The 15,801-nt window shown below is 60.1% G+C and carries 24 protein-coding genes and 2 tRNA genes; 21 read left to right on the forward strand and 5 right to left on the reverse strand.

The genetic code is table 11. The features are described from left to right. The 4 genes from V6K60_RS09330 to V6K60_RS09345 form a co-directional block, all read right to left on the reverse strand. Positions 1 to 1,051 (reverse strand): KamA family radical SAM protein (locus V6K60_RS09330; RefSeq protein WP_332450252.1); only part of this gene is annotated, 1,051 nt, incomplete at its 3' end. 394 nt (positions 1,052 to 1,445) lie between these two features. Further along, positions 1,446 to 1,826 (reverse strand): Zn-ribbon domain-containing protein, encoded by a 381-nt coding sequence (locus V6K60_RS09335; protein ID WP_332450253.1) that lies wholly within the window; start codon positions 1,824 to 1,826, stop codon positions 1,446 to 1,448. 16 nt (positions 1,827 to 1,842) lie between these two features. After that, the gene (locus tag V6K60_RS09340) at positions 1,843 to 2,211 is read right to left on the reverse strand and encodes a DUF2073 domain-containing protein (protein ID WP_332450254.1); all 369 of its coding nucleotides are present in this window, start codon (positions 2,209 to 2,211) and stop codon (positions 1,843 to 1,845) included. A 5-nt stretch (positions 2,212 to 2,216) separates the two neighbouring features. Continuing rightward, positions 2,217 to 2,858 carry an Era-like GTP-binding protein gene (locus V6K60_RS09345; RefSeq protein WP_332450255.1) on the reverse strand — a complete coding sequence of 214 codons (642 nt, stop codon included), beginning with the start codon at positions 2,856 to 2,858 and terminating at the stop codon, positions 2,217 to 2,219. A 210-nt stretch (positions 2,859 to 3,068) separates the two neighbouring features. Between V6K60_RS09345 and V6K60_RS09350 the strand changes: the two genes are divergently transcribed. Genes V6K60_RS09350 through V6K60_RS09370 form a run of 5 tightly spaced genes read left to right on the forward strand, consistent with a single transcriptional unit; the run spans position 3,069 to position 6,996 of the window. Further along, on the forward strand, positions 3,069 to 3,632 hold the full coding sequence (locus tag V6K60_RS09350; RefSeq protein WP_332450256.1) for a CBS domain-containing protein: 564 nt from the start codon (positions 3,069 to 3,071) through the stop codon (positions 3,630 to 3,632). After that, positions 3,629 to 4,384 (forward strand): CBS domain-containing protein, encoded by a 756-nt coding sequence (locus tag V6K60_RS09355; protein ID WP_332450257.1) that lies wholly within the window; start codon positions 3,629 to 3,631, stop codon positions 4,382 to 4,384. Before V6K60_RS09350 ends, V6K60_RS09355 begins: the two co-directional genes overlap by 4 nt. 40 nt (positions 4,385 to 4,424) lie before the next feature. Next, a complete protein-coding gene (locus V6K60_RS09360; protein WP_332450258.1) occupies positions 4,425 to 5,372 on the forward strand; it encodes a CBS domain-containing protein in 948 nt (315 codons plus the stop codon). 5 nt (positions 5,373 to 5,377) lie between these two features. Then, the gene (locus V6K60_RS09365) at positions 5,378 to 6,217 is read left to right on the forward strand and encodes a CBS domain-containing protein (protein ID WP_332450259.1); all 840 of its coding nucleotides are present in this window, start codon (positions 5,378 to 5,380) and stop codon (positions 6,215 to 6,217) included. Continuing rightward, positions 6,214 to 6,996, forward strand: a complete 783-nt coding sequence (locus tag V6K60_RS09370; protein ID WP_332450260.1) for a CBS domain-containing protein — start codon at positions 6,214 to 6,216, stop codon at positions 6,994 to 6,996. Before V6K60_RS09365 ends, V6K60_RS09370 begins: the two co-directional genes overlap by 4 nt. Positions 6,997 to 7,030: 34 nt before the next feature. Here V6K60_RS09370 and V6K60_RS09375 read toward each other — a convergent pair whose 3' ends face one another. Continuing rightward, positions 7,031 to 7,222 carry a hypothetical protein gene (locus V6K60_RS09375; protein WP_332450261.1) on the reverse strand — a complete coding sequence of 64 codons (192 nt, stop codon included), beginning with the start codon at positions 7,220 to 7,222 and terminating at the stop codon, positions 7,031 to 7,033. Positions 7,223 to 7,459: 237 nt separating this feature from the next. Between V6K60_RS09375 and V6K60_RS09380 the strand changes: the two genes are divergently transcribed. The 16 genes from V6K60_RS09380 (at position 7,460) to rpsB (ending at position 15,801) form a co-directional block, all read left to right on the forward strand. Continuing rightward, positions 7,460 to 8,140 (forward strand): diphthine--ammonia ligase, encoded by a 681-nt coding sequence (locus V6K60_RS09380; protein WP_332450262.1) that lies wholly within the window; start codon positions 7,460 to 7,462, stop codon positions 8,138 to 8,140. Then, on the forward strand, positions 8,137 to 8,703 hold the full coding sequence (locus V6K60_RS09385; protein ID WP_332450263.1) for a glutamine amidotransferase-related protein: 567 nt from the start codon (positions 8,137 to 8,139) through the stop codon (positions 8,701 to 8,703). Before V6K60_RS09380 ends, V6K60_RS09385 begins: the two co-directional genes overlap by 4 nt. 142 nt (positions 8,704 to 8,845) lie before the next feature. Then, positions 8,846 to 9,811 (forward strand): deoxyhypusine synthase, encoded by a 966-nt coding sequence (locus tag V6K60_RS09390; RefSeq protein ID WP_332450264.1) that lies wholly within the window; start codon positions 8,846 to 8,848, stop codon positions 9,809 to 9,811. A gap of 117 nt (positions 9,812 to 9,928) precedes the next feature. Next, positions 9,929 to 10,013, forward strand: a tRNA-Ser gene (locus V6K60_RS09395). Between the two features lie 34 nt (positions 10,014 to 10,047). Next, positions 10,048 to 10,497 carry a 30S ribosomal protein S13 gene (locus V6K60_RS09400; RefSeq protein ID WP_332450265.1) on the forward strand — a complete coding sequence of 150 codons (450 nt, stop codon included), beginning with the start codon at positions 10,048 to 10,050 and terminating at the stop codon, positions 10,495 to 10,497. 11 nt (positions 10,498 to 10,508) lie between these two features. Further along, entirely contained in the window at positions 10,509 to 11,057 is a 549-nt protein-coding gene (locus tag V6K60_RS09405) for a 30S ribosomal protein S4 (RefSeq protein WP_332450266.1), read from the forward strand. Between the two features lie 4 nt (positions 11,058 to 11,061). Then, positions 11,062 to 11,451 carry a 30S ribosomal protein S11 gene (locus V6K60_RS09410; RefSeq protein ID WP_011844637.1) on the forward strand — a complete coding sequence of 130 codons (390 nt, stop codon included), beginning with the start codon at positions 11,062 to 11,064 and terminating at the stop codon, positions 11,449 to 11,451. Then, on the forward strand, positions 11,451 to 12,281 hold the full coding sequence (locus V6K60_RS09415; RefSeq protein WP_332450267.1) for a DNA-directed RNA polymerase subunit D: 831 nt from the start codon (positions 11,451 to 11,453) through the stop codon (positions 12,279 to 12,281). Before V6K60_RS09410 ends, V6K60_RS09415 begins: the two co-directional genes overlap by 1 nt. After that, the gene (locus V6K60_RS09420) at positions 12,278 to 12,646 is read left to right on the forward strand and encodes a 50S ribosomal protein L18e (protein ID WP_332450268.1); all 369 of its coding nucleotides are present in this window, start codon (positions 12,278 to 12,280) and stop codon (positions 12,644 to 12,646) included. Before V6K60_RS09415 ends, V6K60_RS09420 begins: the two co-directional genes overlap by 4 nt. Positions 12,647 to 12,651: 5 nt before the next feature. After that, a complete protein-coding gene (locus V6K60_RS09425) occupies positions 12,652 to 13,074 on the forward strand; it encodes a 50S ribosomal protein L13 (RefSeq protein ID WP_332450269.1) in 423 nt (140 codons plus the stop codon). Positions 13,075 to 13,088: 14 nt separating this feature from the next. Beyond that, entirely contained in the window at positions 13,089 to 13,490 is a 402-nt protein-coding gene (locus V6K60_RS09430; protein ID WP_332450270.1) for a 30S ribosomal protein S9, read from the forward strand. 34 nt (positions 13,491 to 13,524) lie between these two features. Continuing rightward, positions 13,525 to 13,713: a DNA-directed RNA polymerase subunit N gene (locus V6K60_RS09435; protein ID WP_292558783.1), complete on the forward strand. Its 189-nt coding sequence runs from the start codon at positions 13,525 to 13,527 to the stop codon at positions 13,711 to 13,713. 2 nt (positions 13,714 to 13,715) lie between these two features. Further along, a tRNA-Pro gene (locus V6K60_RS09440) sits at positions 13,716 to 13,789 on the forward strand. 30 nt (positions 13,790 to 13,819) lie between these two features. After that, on the forward strand, positions 13,820 to 13,987 hold the full coding sequence (locus V6K60_RS09445; RefSeq protein ID WP_332450271.1) for a DNA-directed RNA polymerase subunit K: 168 nt from the start codon (positions 13,820 to 13,822) through the stop codon (positions 13,985 to 13,987). 7 nt (positions 13,988 to 13,994) lie between these two features. Then, positions 13,995 to 15,182: a phosphopyruvate hydratase gene (gene eno / locus V6K60_RS09450; protein WP_332450272.1), complete on the forward strand. Its 1,188-nt coding sequence runs from the start codon at positions 13,995 to 13,997 to the stop codon at positions 15,180 to 15,182. A 1-nt stretch (position 15,183) separates the two neighbouring features. Further along, the gene (gene rpsB, locus V6K60_RS09455; protein ID WP_332450273.1) at positions 15,184 to 15,801 is read left to right on the forward strand and encodes a 30S ribosomal protein S2; all 618 of its coding nucleotides are present in this window, start codon (positions 15,184 to 15,186) and stop codon (positions 15,799 to 15,801) included.

Here is a 15,801-nt window from a genome sequence, read left to right on the forward strand (position 1 = left end):
AGGCCTCCGGGTTGCTCCTATAGACCATGAACCGGCCCAGGTCCTCCGGGCTTGCCGCCTGGTTGTACTTGAAGAACGTGAACTCCTCCGTCCGGCCCGCGACCTCGATCTTCCCCGTCGCGTGGGAGATCACGAACCGCGCCCGCTTCGCAAGCCCCGAACACCTCGACCGGGCCTGCTCGAAGATCCGGTAGGACTCCTCCACCGGTACCGCAAACGCCCGGTTGCCGATCGCCGGGCGGCACTGGAAGACGTAGTAAGGATTTGCCCCGATGAACGAGAGCCTGTCGAAGAGCGCCGCAAGCACCTCCGGGTCGTCGTTGATCCCCCGGATCAGGGGCGTCTGGTTCATCACCACCGCGCCCGCCTCCTGCAGGAGCGAGACCGCCCGGCACGCCGCATCGGTCAGTTCCCGCGGGTGGTTGAACTGCGCCATGATGTAGATCCTCTTCTCGCCCGCGCTGTACTGCCGGATCATCTCCAGAAGCGTCGGGTCGTCGATGATCCGGTAGGGGTCGTAGGCAGGCATCTTCGTCCCGATCCGGATGATCCCGATGTGATCGATCTCGCGGAGCCGGGAGACGATCTCACGGAGCCGGCCGGTCTCAAGGAAGAGGGGGTCGCCGCCGGTGAGGAGCACGTTCGTGAGCTCCGGGTGGTCCTGGATGTAGGCGAGCCCTTCCGAGACGTCCTTGTTCACCTCGCGCGCGTCCTCGATGAAGAGGCGCTTGCGGAAACAGTAGCGGCACAGGCCCCCGCAGACGTCGCTCACGAGCAGCAGCGCCGTTTCACGATATTTATGCTGCAGCCCCGGCGCCCGGGTATACCGGTGTTCAGAGGACGGATCGGAGTAGCCCCAGGACTCAAGCTCCTCTAGCGTTGGAATAATCAGCCGCCGGATGGGGTCCTTCGTGTCTTCCCAGTCGATCAGCGAGAGATAGTAGTCGTTTGCGCGAAACGCGAAGTGCTCAGTCACCGGCACGAGGCGGGCACACTCCTCTGCGCTGATGCCGGGAACCTTATCAAGGGATGAGAGATACGTCGTTCTCATAGATATCACCAGGTTGACACTCGCCGCTGCAAGAGTATGGCAGGTCAGCAATCGGGGATCGGATGCACGAGAGCGGAGATCGAGAGACCCGATTCCACGCAACGACTCATGAAAGATGTATGCTCTCGTACAGGAAACCGTCACCCCGATATGCGTTATCGAGTGTCGGGTTACTTTTGTAGGTGAAAAAAGGAATTTTATAATATTTATATTTTCGGTCAGGGGAAGAAGATCCATCAGGTTTTGGGCCTTAAGGGGGATCTCTCCTATCAAAAGAGGATTTCCCCCGGATCACTCCCACGAAAAGAGGATCCCTTCCGGATCTCTCCCGCCAAAAGAGAATCCCTTCCGGATCCCCCACCAGTTCTTCCGGATCACTCCTACCAGAAAGAGATCACTTCTTCTTCTTCCGGGCCATCGAGAGGATATCGACCTGGTATCTTCCTTCCTTCTCCAGTCCGACGACGACCTCATCCGACCGGGCCAGCTTATCGATGTTCAGTTCATACGAACCGGGACCGAGGATACGGATGCTCTCGATCCGCTCGAATACCTCGATCTCCTCTTTCTTCCGGAGGTCCGGCTTGACCTCCAGGACGTCCTCTCCGGTATCCCGGGCGATCTCGTCGATGCTCTTCTCCTTCAGCACATCGTCGTGCCGTTCGGCCTCACGGATGTAGAGAAACTTCTTCCCGCCGCAACTCGGACACCCTTTCAGTATCTTCGTCGAACCGTCCTCGAACTCCCGGCCGCATTGGGTACACTTGTGAGGCATCCGTATCACCACCCGTTCACCGCGACGAGGAGACCCACGCGCTGATGAGATCCTTCTCCTTCTTGAGCGTCTTGAGCTGGTTTGCAGGCCCGATCACGGTCAGCCGTGTCTCGGAGCGCTTCCCCCCGAAGAGTTTGCCGAAAATCCCCGAAGGAGCATCCCTGATGGGGTAGGTCTCCATCTCGATCCCGGAAAACCCGTCCGGCGCGATCTCGCGCATCGTGATCTCGATGAGCTTGCTCTGCTCATCCGGCGCGAGACCTTTCTCCAGGACAACGATGTTCCCTTCCATGACGTCGTCGAGGATCAGGCGGACCTTCTCCATCGTCGTGAGTTTGTCGAGGCGCTCCGCCGAAATAAGGTCTATCTGTACACCCTGTATCATCTCCATCACCCGAAGTAGGACGCCATCTTTTCGTACAATTCATCCATGTTGTTCCCTTCAAGGCCCGATATCGATATCACGGGATGCTGGGGGAACGCACTCTTGATCCGCGCCGGGGAAGCGTCAGGGAGATCATTCTTGTTCGCGACGATCAGGATCGGGAGTTTCCGGCTCTCGATGATCCCGACAAGCATGATGTTCACCTGCTGGAACGGATCCTGCGTGGCATCGAGCATGTAGATGACGCCGTCGATATCCTCGCGGAGCCAGTGCATCGCCTCAGCCACACCCTCGGTCGCCTCCCGCGCCCGCTTGATCGCCTCCTCCTTATCGATCCCGTACTCGACGAACTCGTTGTAGTCGATCTTCGTCGTCACGCCCGGCGTATCTACGATATCGATGGTTATCGAGTGGCCGTCCTGGCTCGTGATGGTGATATCCTCCTTGCGCCGTACGCGGCGGGTCTCATGCGGCACCTCACTGACCGGCCCGACCGCATCGCCGACCCAGTCTCGCACGACCCTGTTTGCAAGCGTTGTCTTCCCGGCATTGGGAGGCCCGTAGATCCCGATGCGGGAGGCTCGCTTCTTAAAGAGCGTCTTCAAGAACCGTGATATCTTCTGTTTTGTGCGAACTAAGAACGTCATTAAGCTCCCTCAGGTAGGCCGATTTGCCTGTACTTAGGTGTGTTATGGCACTCATAAATAAATATAATTATATGTTCCATCCTGCGTATTCTCCTCATTTTGGGGAAAAAAAGCAACCAGGGTGCGTGAGAATTCTTTTATACTGTTGAAACCTAGATACAGTTGCACCCGAAGAATCAGCCCATATAGCGACGAGATCAGGAGAATCCCATGATACATAACAACGATACCATCCGCTTCGAGACGCGCATACCGGTCAGGGAGGTCATGCAGACCCAGCCGACGACCATCGATGCGGAGGAGACGGTCGCCAGAGCGGCGCAGACCATGTGCCGCGATGGAGTCGGCAGTTGTATCGTGCTACGAGATAACCTGCCCACGGGGATTGTCACCGAAGAGGACATCAACTGCAAGGTTGTGGCAAAGGACTTAAAACCGGGCAGCATTCATGTCAGCGATATCATGAGCACCCCGCTGATCACGATCGGCGCCGAGAAGCTGGTCGCCGATGCGGCGGCAATGATGGTGAAGCACCGTGTTCGCAGGCTTCCCGTCGTTGAGGCCCAGATAGTCATCGGGATCGTGACAGTCAGGGATATCCTCACCGTCGCGGCCGAAGTGAACGAGCTGCTGGCGGACCTCATCGAGATCAACCGCGAGGAAGAGTATGCTATGGGTGTCTGCGACCGGTGCGGGAATATGTCCGACGACTTATCAAGGGTCGACAACCTTATGCTCTGTCCCGTCTGTCAGGAGGAGGAACAGTTGTTATGAAAGTTGCCTCAAACCTGATGCGGGCCATTCCCACCCTGCACTATGACGATTACGTCACGAAAGCACGGAGCGTCCTGCGGGATGACATCTTTCGTGAACTCTACATCGTGGACGAAAGAGATCGCCTGATGGGTTACCTCGACATATCCGACGTTCTCCAGGTGACGGACACCAAATCGAACGTCACCATCAAGGGATATACCAAGGAGGCCGCCCGGGTGGCTCCGGATACGCCCCTTGCCGAGGTCGCCTCCGCCATACTGGCAGCCCGTACCAACAGTGCCGCAATCGTTGAGGAAGACGGCCTTCTCCGGGGGGGAGTGCTCTTCTCCGAACTCTTCCCGGTCCTGATCTCCCGCAACGAACCCCGCGGTCGGGTCGAGGACGCCATGTCGCAGGAGCCAATCACCTGCTCGCCGGAGGAACCCATCCACCGCATCTATAACCTGATCGTCACAAGCGGCTTTATCGCGTTTCCCGTGGTGCAGAAGAGAGACGTCATCGGCATCATCTCCCGCCGGGACCTCCTGCGCGCCGGCAACGTCCGCACATCGGTGAAGAACCAGGCCGACACCACCGTTGACCGGGTGATGACGACCCCCGTCATCACGGTCGCACCCGACGACCCGGTTGCAACGGCGAGCCGGCTGATGGTCGACCACGACATCAGCATCCTCCCGGTCATCGACGAGAGGAAGAGACTCGTCGGTGTCATCGACCGGCATGACGTTCTGAACAGTCTTCCCCGGTAGCGGCATTCCCGAATACCATAACTTTTAAAGGAGTGACACCATGCAACCGAACTCGAATAATTCAGATAAGAAGCCAGGTGACCGGCTCCTGAAGATGCCGGGCAAACACGACCGTGGACCCGTCGATTTCAAGACACGCCTCGCCGATCACGAAGGCGAGATCATGGCGATCGCCACGCGATCCGTCGTCACGGCACAGCGGACCACCCCGATCATCCAGGCAGTCGAGATCATGACCCACGAAGGGTTCCGCAGGCTGCCGGTCGTGGACGCGGGGACGCACCGTCTCAGAGGGATCGTGACCGTCAGCGATATCATCGACTTCATGGGCGGCGGCGACAAGTCGAACCTCGTACAGGTGAAACACGGGGGGAACTTCCTTGCTGCCATCAACGAGGGGCTCCGCGAGATCATGACCCCGCACCTGGTCACCATGCCGGTTGCCGGGAGCATCGCCGACGCGGTCGATATCATCATCAACCGGAATGTCGGCGGGATCCCCATCGTCGATGCCGATGACAACCTGAAGGGGATCGTGACCGAGCGCGATGTGATGAAGGTGCTCACCACCGCGCGCTCGAGCCGCCGCGTGGAGGATATCATGAAGTCGTCGGTACGCGTCACCAGCCCCGACACCCCTGTCGGCAACGTCTGCAGGGAGATGGTGAAGTGCCGGTTCAGGCGGCTTCCGGTCGTCGTGGACGACGTCCTCTGCGGCATCGTCACCGCCACCGATATCATGAATTACCTCGGGAAAGGAAAGGCCTTCGAGCAGCTGACGACCGGGGACTCCGCTGAGGTGCTGGGGGCGCCGGTGCGGTCGCTCCTCTCGGGAGAACTCCTCACCACCACGCCGGACCGGAACATCCACGATATCGCCATCGAGATGATCCAGCGCCGTGTCGGGGCGTTCCCCGTCATCGAGGACTCGCACCTCGTCGGGCTCGTGACGGAATACGACCTTGTGAAGGCATTTGCAGAGGAGTGAAGAGAATGCGTGCCGTTGATGTGATGTCTGCCCCGGTGTACGTCGTTGCACCGACTGATAACGTCGCCTATGCGCGAAACCTCATGCTCAAGCACCGTGTGTCGAGACTCCCCGTCATGGAAGGGGGTGAACTCCGTGGTATCCTCACCAAGAAGGATATCGCCTATCGGCTCCGGCAGACGGAGCCGATGTGGCGGCGGCGGCCGATCGACCGGATCCCGGTCAGCGTCCTGATGGCACAGGACCCTATCGTGGTCACGCCACAGACCGGCGTTCGTGATATCGCAGCGACGATGCTCGACCGCGACATATCGGGACTGCCGGTCGTCGACGGCGGAGAGGTGACCGGTATCGTCACCAAATTAGACGTTATGCGTTCGGCCCATGTGCGCGGACTCTCTGCCCGGGTCGGCGAGAGCATGGAGGATGCGGTCATCGTCAACCGGTATCACTCACTCGACCACGTCATCGACACGATAAAGGGAAAAAACGATAAACTTATTGTCGTAAACGACAATGGAAGCCTTGCAGGAATCATTACGGAGAGTAACCTCGCATTTTATGAGTATCTGGACGACCGGATGAACCTGCCCGGCAAAGACGTCACGCACCTCCGGAGAGATGAGCCCGGAGGGCAGAAACGCTTCAGATACGTCGTCGAGGTATCAGCAGTTGCAGAAGACATCATGAGCCGCCCGGTCATCACCATCGCCCCCGATGCATCCCTCCAGGATGCCGTCGGGCTGATGCTGGAGCACCAGATCAACAGCCTCGTCGTCATGGAGGACGGTGATATCCGGGGCGTGCTCAAGAGAGATGATATCATCAAGGAAGTGGCAAAATGAGCGAGAGATTTCAGATACTTGTCAAAGACGTGATGACAAAACCGGTCACCATCGCAAAGTCCGCCTTTGTCAGCGAAGCGCTCGCGAAGATGCTCGATCAGGGCGTCGATCCGCTCATCGTGACCAACAACGGCACGGTCATCGGCACTACGTCCCGGGCAGCGATCGCCGAGACGCTCGGGAGCAAGAAGACCCAGGCACTGAAAGCCACCTCCATCCATGTCGCGAACACGGTCGAGGAGAACTTCACCTCCGCATACCCGGACCAGAGTATCGATGTCCTGGTGCCGCTGCTCCAGCACTACAAGCTGGTTGTGGTGCTCGATGCCGAGCACCGCCTCATCGGACAGGCGACGGCAGGCGACCTCCTGAAGGTGCTCCGGCCGGCGGGGCCCCTCACGGATGTCATGGAGCCGGTAAACTCGATCCAGGTCGAGGAACGGGCTGTCCACCTCCGCCGGAGGATGCTGGACGGCAAGATCGACCGGTTCATCGTTGAGGAGGGCGATCAGGTCATCGGTATCGTCACGGAGACCGATGTCGCAAAGGCGCTCCATGCCTTCAAGGATATGGTGGAAGATACCCGCCAGGAGTACCGGATCCGGAACCTTCTCGTGCGTGACATCATGAGCGCCCCCCTGATCACCATGGATGCGGATACGGACGTCTCGAACGTCATCGACCTGATGCTCAAGAAGGGCATCAGCTCCGTCCCGATCGTAGAGAACGGCAAGATCGCCGGAGTAGTCACCAGGAATACACTCGTCCAGGCCCTGTAAGGGGCCCGAAAGTCACCTTTTTTCGGATGACGCATCAGGCCGGCGCTTCGTGACGCTGCTGGCAGCGTGCCTGGAACGCGTCCCACTCGTCCGGGTGCTCCTCCGCCCACGCCAGGATCGCATGGACGACCCGCTCCCGCGATTCCGGATCCCCGGGGGAGTATACCAGGACGCATTCAACCACCACATCAACCTGTTCTTCCGAATTCTCATTTTTTGCCATCATACTCCATGCCTCCCGTGCTATACGACCCGGGTGCGCTCACACGGAGTGAAGATCCGACACCATATAATCCTGATCCTCATCCAGGAGCGGCACCCGGCAGGCTCGCGGTTGCCCGGACCGAGACCCCGCGCCTCGTGTTCTCCCCCGCCCTGCTCCCGGAGGCGCATACCCTCCCCCGGGCAGGCTGCCGCCGCAGGGGTTATCCGTGCCCCGGAGAGAACCATAAGGAGACGGCCTATGAGACTCGGGGTACTCTTCTCCGGCGGGAAAGACTCCCTCTTCGCCTGCTGGAAGGCGATGCAGCAGGAGGAGGTGGCCTGCCTGATCACGATCATATCCAGGAATCCGGAGAGTTATATGTTCCACACCCCGAACATCCATCTCGCGGCACTGCAGGCCGAAGCGGCGGGGCTCCCCCTCGTGGAGACGGAGACGGATGGAGAGAAGGAGACGGAACTCCTGGACCTGAAACGAGCTCTCCTCCGGGCCCGGGAGGAGTTCGGGATCGAAGGTGTCGTCACGGGGGCGATCCAATCGGTCTACCAGGCAAGCCGCGTCCAGCGGGTCTGCCGCGACCTGGATCTCTGGTGCTTCAACCCGCTCTGGAACGTGGACCAGGAGGCCTACATGGAAGAACTGATCGAGAGGGGGTTTCGGGTCATCATCGCCGGGGTCTTCGCCTGCCCCTTCGATGCATCCTGGCTCGGCCGGGAGATCGACCGCCGCACCCTCGACGACCTCCGGGCGATCGCCCGGAAGTACCGGACCACCCTCACGGGCGAAGGAGGAGAGTTTGAGACGTTCGTCACCGACGCCCCCTTCTTCTCCCGGAAAGTCGCGATCGAGGAGGCATCAAGGGTCTACCGCAACTACAACGGCGTCCTCCGGATCGAACGGGCAGGGCTGGTGGCGAAGTGATCCTGGTTCTCGACCTCTGCTACCGGGACGGTTCGCTCTCCCGGGACGAGTTCGTCGCCCCGGTCAACCGGCTCCTCCATGATGCCGGAGTGCCGTCCACCGTCCGTCACTACACCGCCGTCGGCGCACCGGAGCTCGAGGCCGCGGAAGCGGTGGTCATCTGCGGGACGGCGCTCAAGGACACCGGGTTTGCCGGGCATCCCGGGAGGTTCTCATGGCTATCCTCGTTCGAACGCCCGGTGCTCGGCATATCCTCCGGCATGCGAGTCCTGGCGGCGGCCTTCGGCGGCGGCACCGAACCATGCTGCCAGATCGGGATGATCGACGTCCGGGTGCTCGCGGGCGACCCCCTCTTCGCGGGAAAGGAGACTTTTACCGCGTATGAACTGCACGAATATGCGATTTGTGTCCCGGACCGGTTCATCCCCCTCGCAGCCTCGGACCGGTGCGTCCAGGCGATCCGGCACCGTTCGCTCCCGCTCTACGGCCTCCTCTTCCATCCGGAGGTCAGGAACGAGTGGGTCATCGAGCGGTTCCTCGCGCTGGTGGAGGACGCCCGTTGAGACCCCGGATCGCCCGGCGGAGAACGGCCCTCTGAACACCCGGAGGACCGGGAACCGTGCACAATAGCGCCGGAACCTCCTCTGCCCCGCCGGTGCCAATCATTATGGGCTCGCAACCAGAAACAGGTATCAGGATTTTTCCATGAGACCAACGCAGCCAGTCAAACCAAACAGGGACGTAACGGCACTCCTCGAGTCCATGAGCAAGACCGGTTTTCAAGGGCGAAAGCTCGGGGAATCGCTCGGTGTCTGGACCAGGATGATCACCGATCCCGACTGCACGATATTCATGGGACTCTCGGGCGCGATGATCCCGGCAGGTATGCAGAACATCCTCATCGAGCTTGTCAGGAACCGCTACATCGACGTCATCGTCTCCACAGGTGCAAACATCTTCCACGACACCTGCGAGCACCTCGGCGTGCGGCACTACCTCGGCCACCACCACGCCGACGATGCGGCGCTCTTCGAGGAGGGGATCGACCGTATCTACGACGTCTTCGCCTACGAGGAGGAGTTCCGGGGAATCGATGCTGAGATCGCACGGTTCGCCGACGAGATCGCACCGTTCCGCGGCTCATCAAGGGAGTTCATCCGGCGTCTCGGGGAATGGCTCCGGGAGAGAAGGCCCGAAGGCCGGTCCCTCATCGCCACCTGCGCCGAGCACGGTGTTCCGATCTTCATCCCCGCCCTCGGCGACTCATCCATCGGCATCGGCCTCGTCATGGCGCGCCGGCGGGGGGTCGAGGTCGATATCGACCAGATCGCCGATACCGACGAGATCACGCGGATGGTCGAAGAGTCGAAGAAGACCGGCGTCATCTACGTCGGCGGCGGCGTGCCGAAGAACTTCATCCAGCAGACCCAGGTCATCGCCTCGATCCATGAGCAGCACCTGGGGGGGCATGCCTACGCCATCCAGTACACCACCGACGCCCCTCACTGGGGCGGCCTCTCCGGGTGCACTTTCGAGGAGGCGATCAGCTGGGGCAAGGAGGCGCCCGAGTCGCCGCGTGTCCAGTGCTTCTGCGATGCTACGATTGCGCTCCCCATAGTTGCGTCGGGGTTGATCGGGAGCGGGGTCCGGCGGGCCCGCCCCACCCCCTGAAAAACACCGCAAATGTTATTAGGGTAGCTCACTAAAATTAGTAAGCACAAGTCATAGAATGCTGTGTCTGGAGCAGCACCCTGCGTGTTGCGAGTGTCGAAAGATGCGAAGTTCTATGTTGAGGTAGCCAAGCCTGGTATGGCGCAGGTTTGCTAAACCTGTGTCCCCCTGGGACTCGAGGGTTCAAATCCCTCCCTCAGCGCTTTCACCGACGACGTCGATGATGAGGCGATCACATGGATGAAGAAGAGATAAAGTACTTTGTTCGGGTCAGAAACACTGATCTCGACGGCACCAAGGCGGTGCATATCGCACTGACCGGGATCAAGGGCATCGGTCCGCACACGTCGCGCACCATCACCGCCCTTGCCAATGTAGACCCCCGTGCCATACTCGGCAAGCTGGACGACGAATCGGTTGCGCGGATCGCAAACGCTGTCGACACCTACACCGAGAGCGTGCCCGACTGGATGGTAAACCGCCCCAAGGACATCTACACGGGAGAGGTCCGCCACCTCCTCGGGACCGACCTGACCATGATGAATGACGACGACATCAACCGCATGAGGAAGATGCGGAGTTACCGCGGTATCAGGCACGAGACCGGGCAGAAGGTTCGCGGCCAGCGCACCAAGTCCACCGGAAGAACGGGAACGACCGTCGGCGTCAAGAGAAAGAAAGATTGAGCGGTGATTGAATGGGATATCCCGGAAAGAACCACAAGCAGTACGCGACGCCCAAGCGGCGGTTCGAGAAGACGAGACTTGAGGACGAAAAGCGGCTCATCATCGAGTATGGGCTCCGGAACAAGCGTGAACTCTGGAAGGCCCAGAGTGTACTGCGCAAGTACCGGGAAGCCGCCCGTGAACTGGTGGCACTCCGCTCAGGCGGCCTCGTCACTGAAGACTACGAGAGGAAGAAGGATCAGCTCATCGGCCACCTGCAGCGTTACGGTCTCGTCGGTGAGAACGCCGATATCGGGGCCATCCTCGCCCTGAAGGTGGAGCAGCAGCTCGACCGCCGCCTCCAGACGCTGGTCCTGCGCAAGGGGCTCGCACGTTCCCCGAAGCAGGCCCGCCAGTTCATCACCCATGGCCACATCGCGATCGCCGGCCGCCGGGTGACGATCCCCGGGTACCGGGTCGCGAGAGCCGAAGAGATGGAGATCGGGTATTATGGCCCCTCTCCGCTCACGAACACGGTACACCCCGAGAGAAGCCGGATCGCCCGTGCAGGAATGAGGTAATATCATGGCAGAAGAGAAATGGGGCATCGCACACATCTTTGCCTCCTTTAACAATACCATCATCACCGTCACCGACCTCTCCGGGGCCGAGACGGTCACCAAGAGCAGCGGCGGCATGGTCGTGAAGCAGGACAGGAACGAGAGCTCGCCGTACGCGGCCATGCAGATGGCAATCCAGGTCGCACAGAACGCACGCGACAAGGGGATCACCGGCGTCCACGTGAAGGTCCGTGCACCGGGACGCGGCAAACAGCGGAGCCCCGGTCCCGGCGCCCAGGCAGCGATCCGCGCCCTTGCCCGTGCAGGGATGCGGATCGGCCGGATAGAAGACGTCACCCCGGTGCCCCACGACAGCATCCGCGGCAAGGGCGGCCGGAGAGGAAGGAGAGTGTAATGGAGATAGCGTTTTCTCGACTGGACGAGAGAGTCGCCAAATTCACCATAACCGGCGTTTCCACATCGTTCGCCAATATGCTGCGGCGGGCGATGATCAGCGAAGTGCCGACGCTCGCCATCGAAGATGTCCGTATCTACGATAACACAAGCGTCCTCTTCGATGAGATGCTGGCGCACCGGCTGGGGCTCATTCCGCTCCGGACAGACCTCAAGGTCTACAAACCGCGCAGCGAGTGTACCTGCGAAGGCGCCGGGTGCTCAGCCTGCACCGCCACCTACACGCTCTCCGTCGAAGGACCGAAGACGGTCTACTCAAGCGATCTGATCCCCCAGGATCCCGACGCCGCACCGGCAGAGGAGAAGATCCCGATCATCGATCTCGCAAAAGAGCAGAAGATCGTTCTTGAAGCATATGCTATCGTCGGCACCGGAAAGGAGCATGCCAAGTGGCAGGCGACCACCGCCTGCGGATACAAGAACTACCCGGAGATAACCATCGATGAGCGGTGTGACGGCTGCGGCATGTGCATCGACGAATGTCCTCGCGACGTGCTTGAGGCCGGGCAGGGTAAGGTCCGGGTCATCGGAGGGCGGCAGGAACTCTGCTCCCTCTGCAAACTCTGCGAGCGGGCATGCCTTGCCGGCGGCATCGGTACCGAGCCGGCCATCCATATCGGTGCCGATACAGAGAGATTCATCTTCGTGGTGGAAAGCGACGGCTCGATGCCCGTCCGGGAGATCATCGAGAGAGCGCTCCAATACATTCAGAGATCATCAGACGACCTGGTAGACGTGATGAACGAGATAACGGGAGAGGGGACAGAATGAAGAAGACAACCGAGAATAAATCGAACCCCCGGCTGGCCGCCCTCATTGCGACGCTGAAAGATGCGTCGCGCGCACATGAGGCGAACATCTGGCGTGAGATTGCAAAGAGGCTGGATGCACCCCGGAAGAACTACGCCGAGGTGAACCTCAGCAAGATCGACCGCTACGCAAATGAGGGTGAGACGATCCTGGTGCCGGGCAAAGTGCTCGGCAGCGGCGCACTGAACCTGCCGGTGAAGGTCGCCGCGCTGGACTTCTCCGAGGCTGCGGTGAGCAAGATCACCGGCGCCAACGGGACGTGCATGACTATCGAGGACCTCCTCCGGGACAACCCGAAGGGGAGCATGGTGCGGATCCTCAGGTGAGACAAATGGTAACGGTTATCGACGCAGACGGATTACTGCTCGGGAGAATGGCCAGCATCGTCGCACAGCGTGCGCTTGCCGGCGAGGAGATTGCCCTCGTGAACGTCGAGAAGGCAATCGTCTCCGGAAACCGGGCGCATGTGCTCGAGAATTATCACACAAAGCGCGAACGCGGATCCCGTGAGGGCGGCCCGTTCTTCCCGCGCAGGCCCGACCATATTGTGAAGCGCACCATCCGGGGCATGCTCCCGTACAAGCGCGAGCGCGGTGTCGCGGCATTCAAGCGGATCAAGACCTATGTCGGCGTTCCCGTGGAATTCGTCGGGAAAGAGACCGAGACGCTTGAGGCAGCCCACATCGACCGGCTGAGCAGGCCGAGATATATAACGGTCGGGGCGATAAGCACCAACCTCGGAGCTAACTACTAAGTGAGGGTGATGATATGGCAAAGATCATCAATACAAGCGGTAAGAGAAAGACGGCAATCGCCAGAGCGACCTTGAAGCCCGGCAACGGCCGGGTCCGCATCAACTCGGTGCCCCTTGAGATCTACGGGACCGAGCTGACGCGCATGAAGATCGCGGAACCCCTGCTCCTGGTTCCAACCGCACTTGACGGCGTCGATGCGGCTATCGATGTTGCCGGCGGCGGCACGATGGGGCAGGCCGAGGCGGTCCGGACGGCGCTCGCGCGCGGCATCGTGGAGTGGCACAACGATCCGGCGATCAAGGACGCGTTTCTCGCGTACGACCGGACACTGCTCGTGAATGACTCACGGCAGAAGGAAACCAAGAAGCCGCACGGTCCAGGCGCACGCGCACGGTTCCAGAAGTCCTACCGGTGAGCGCAAAAGATATAAGGGATGCAGGACCATTATTATGATACCCGTACGATGTTTTACATGCGGAAAGGTCATCTCTACAGCCTGGAAGGAGTTTGAGGAGCGGCGAGATGCGGGCGAGGATCCAAAACGGATCCTCGACGATCTCGGTCTGGAACGGTACTGTTGCAGACGGATGCTGCTGACACACAAGGTATTGGTGGAGGACCTGAACCCGTATCAATGAGAGGGGTCGTGGGGTAGCCTGGCCATCCTATGGCGTTCGGGATGCTGTGACCTGAGTTCAAATCTCAGCGACCCCATTTTATCATTAATGATTTTGAGGCTACACGATGGAATCATATACCCGATATGAACGAGCACGGATCATAGGGGCTCGTGCTCTGCAGATATCGATGGGTGCACCTGTTTTGGTTAACACGACGAAGACAGAGCCGCTCGAGATCGCGCTTGAAGAGTTCGATCGAGGCATGGTCCCTATAACAGTGAAGAGAAAGTAGTGATCTGATGACAACCATCGAACAGATTATCCTGAGAACGATCCTGGATAGCCGCGGGAACGAGACCGTCGAGGCTGAGATCTATACGGATTGCGGCTTCGGGCGAGCCGCGGCACCGAGCGGCGCCAGCACCGGAACCTATGAAGCCAAGGTGCGGCCGACGCGCGAGGCCATCGAGGATGCAGAGAAGAACCTGATTCCATCGCTCATCGGTGAGGATACCTGCGATCAGATCACATTCGATGCACTGTTACGAGAGAACGACGGGACACCCGACTTCAGTTCAATCGGCGCAAACGTCGCCGTAGCGCTCTCCCTTGCGTGCGCAAAGGCGGCCGCGTCGTCCCTTGACATGGAACTCTTCCGGTACCTGGGCGGCGCATTCGCCGGCGAGACACCCCTGCCCCTGGGGAACGTCATCGGCGGAGGGGCTCATGCCCCGAACGCCACGTCCATCCAGGAGTTCCTGGTGGTTCCCACCGGGGCTTCCGGCGCATCGCAGGGTGTCTTCGTCAACGCTGCCGTGCATGGAGCGGTGAAGAAGATCCTGCAGAAGCAGGGCAAGCTCTCCGGTAAAGGAGACGAAGGCGCCTGGGCGCCTGCCATAACCGACACCGAGGCATTCGAGATCATCAGCGAAGCGATCGCCACCGTCTCTGACGCGATGAACGTCGAGGTCCGGATGGGGATCGACGTCGCGGCAAGCGAGATGTGGGACGGCAAGCAGTACCACTACAAGGACGCGGCACGGAGCCGCGAAGACCAGATCGCCTACATGGCGGACCTGGTCGACCGCTACAACCTCATCTACATCGAGGACCCGCTCTTTGAGGAGGACTTCGACGCGTTCGCCGAACTGACCGATCAGGTCAGGGACCGTTGCCTGATCTGCGGCGACGACCTCTTCGTGACCAACGTAGAACGGATCACGAGAGGCGTCGAGACATCTGCGGCAAACTGCGTCCTGATCAAGCCGAACCAGATCGGAACCCTCACCGACACCTTCGAGGCGATACGCCTCGCCCAGGAGAGCGGTATGGAGACGGTCATGAGCCACCGGTCCGGAGAGACGACCGACGCGACGATCGCGCATCTTGCCACCGCATTCGAATGCATCTTCCTCAAGACCGGCGTGGTCGGCGGGGAACGGATAGCCAAACTGAACGAACTGATTCGCATAGAGGAGCTGATCTAACTTGACCGCAAACGAACTTGAGATCGAACTGAAAGAACCACTGGTACCCGTGGAAGAGTACCTCGCAGCCGGTGTGCACATCGGCACCCAGCAGAAGAGCAAAGACATGATGAAGTTCATCTACCGCGTCCGCGGGGATGGGCTGTACATCCTGGACATCCAGGCAACCGACGAGCGGATCAAGACCGCCGCGAAGTTCCTTTCGCAGTATGAACCGGCGAAGGTCCTGGTCGTCACCTCCCGCCAGTATGGCCAGTACCCGGCGAAGAAGTTCGCCGATGCGATCGGCGGCATGGCAGCCGTCGGCCGGTTCATCCCGGGGATGCTCACCAACCAGCGCTTACATGGCTTACACACGTATATCGAGCCCGACGTGGTCGTGGTGACCGACCCCATCGGCGACTCCCAGGCAATCGCCGAGGCTGTCCAGGTGGGTATCCCGATCGTCGCTCTCTGCGACACCAACAACATGACGAAGTACATCGATATCGTCATCCCGACGAACAACAAGGGCCGGAAGGCGCTCTCGATGATCTACTTCCTCCTGACGAAGGAGATGCTTCACCTGCGCGGTGTGGCCACATCGCTCACTCCCGAAGACTTTGAGACAGAGTTATAA

Origin of the sequence: Methanoculleus sp. (genome assembly GCF_036677455.1) — an archaeon.
In the GTDB taxonomy this organism is placed as follows: domain Archaea; phylum Halobacteriota; class Methanomicrobia; order Methanomicrobiales; family Methanoculleaceae; genus Methanoculleus.

Bases quoted from the DNA above. Each gene is read 5' to 3' on its own strand.
- V6K60_RS09335 (WP_332450253.1), bottom strand. From the start codon at position 1,826: ATGCCTCACAAGTGTACCCAATGCGGCCGGGAGTTCGAGGACGGTTCG.
- V6K60_RS09340 (WP_332450254.1), bottom strand. From the start codon at position 2,211: ATGATACAGGGTGTACAGATAGACCTTATTTCGGCGGAGCGCCTCGAC.
- V6K60_RS09345 (WP_332450255.1), bottom strand. From the start codon at position 2,858: ATGACGTTCTTAGTTCGCACAAAACAGAAGATATCACGGTTCTTGAAG.
- V6K60_RS09350 (WP_332450256.1), top strand. From the start codon at position 3,069: ATGATACATAACAACGATACCATCCGCTTCGAGACGCGCATACCGGTC.
- V6K60_RS09355 (WP_332450257.1), top strand. From the start codon at position 3,629: ATGAAAGTTGCCTCAAACCTGATGCGGGCCATTCCCACCCTGCACTAT.
- V6K60_RS09360 (WP_332450258.1), top strand. From the start codon at position 4,425: ATGCAACCGAACTCGAATAATTCAGATAAGAAGCCAGGTGACCGGCTC.
- V6K60_RS09365 (WP_332450259.1), top strand. From the start codon at position 5,378: ATGCGTGCCGTTGATGTGATGTCTGCCCCGGTGTACGTCGTTGCACCG.
- V6K60_RS09370 (WP_332450260.1), top strand. From the start codon at position 6,214: ATGAGCGAGAGATTTCAGATACTTGTCAAAGACGTGATGACAAAACCG.
- V6K60_RS09375 (WP_332450261.1), bottom strand. From the start codon at position 7,222: ATGATGGCAAAAAATGAGAATTCGGAAGAACAGGTTGATGTGGTGGTT.
- V6K60_RS09380 (WP_332450262.1), top strand. From the start codon at position 7,460: ATGAGACTCGGGGTACTCTTCTCCGGCGGGAAAGACTCCCTCTTCGCC.
- V6K60_RS09390 (WP_332450264.1), top strand. From the start codon at position 8,846: ATGAGACCAACGCAGCCAGTCAAACCAAACAGGGACGTAACGGCACTC.
- V6K60_RS09400 (WP_332450265.1), top strand. From the start codon at position 10,048: ATGGATGAAGAAGAGATAAAGTACTTTGTTCGGGTCAGAAACACTGAT.
- V6K60_RS09405 (WP_332450266.1), top strand. From the start codon at position 10,509: ATGGGATATCCCGGAAAGAACCACAAGCAGTACGCGACGCCCAAGCGG.
- V6K60_RS09410 (WP_011844637.1), top strand. From the start codon at position 11,062: ATGGCAGAAGAGAAATGGGGCATCGCACACATCTTTGCCTCCTTTAAC.
- V6K60_RS09415 (WP_332450267.1), top strand. From the start codon at position 11,451: ATGGAGATAGCGTTTTCTCGACTGGACGAGAGAGTCGCCAAATTCACC.
- V6K60_RS09420 (WP_332450268.1), top strand. From the start codon at position 12,278: ATGAAGAAGACAACCGAGAATAAATCGAACCCCCGGCTGGCCGCCCTC.
- V6K60_RS09425 (WP_332450269.1), top strand. From the start codon at position 12,652: ATGGTAACGGTTATCGACGCAGACGGATTACTGCTCGGGAGAATGGCC.
- V6K60_RS09430 (WP_332450270.1), top strand. From the start codon at position 13,089: ATGGCAAAGATCATCAATACAAGCGGTAAGAGAAAGACGGCAATCGCC.
- V6K60_RS09435 (WP_292558783.1), top strand. From the start codon at position 13,525: ATGATACCCGTACGATGTTTTACATGCGGAAAGGTCATCTCTACAGCC.
- V6K60_RS09445 (WP_332450271.1), top strand. From the start codon at position 13,820: ATGGAATCATATACCCGATATGAACGAGCACGGATCATAGGGGCTCGT.
- eno (WP_332450272.1), top strand. From the start codon at position 13,995: ATGACAACCATCGAACAGATTATCCTGAGAACGATCCTGGATAGCCGC.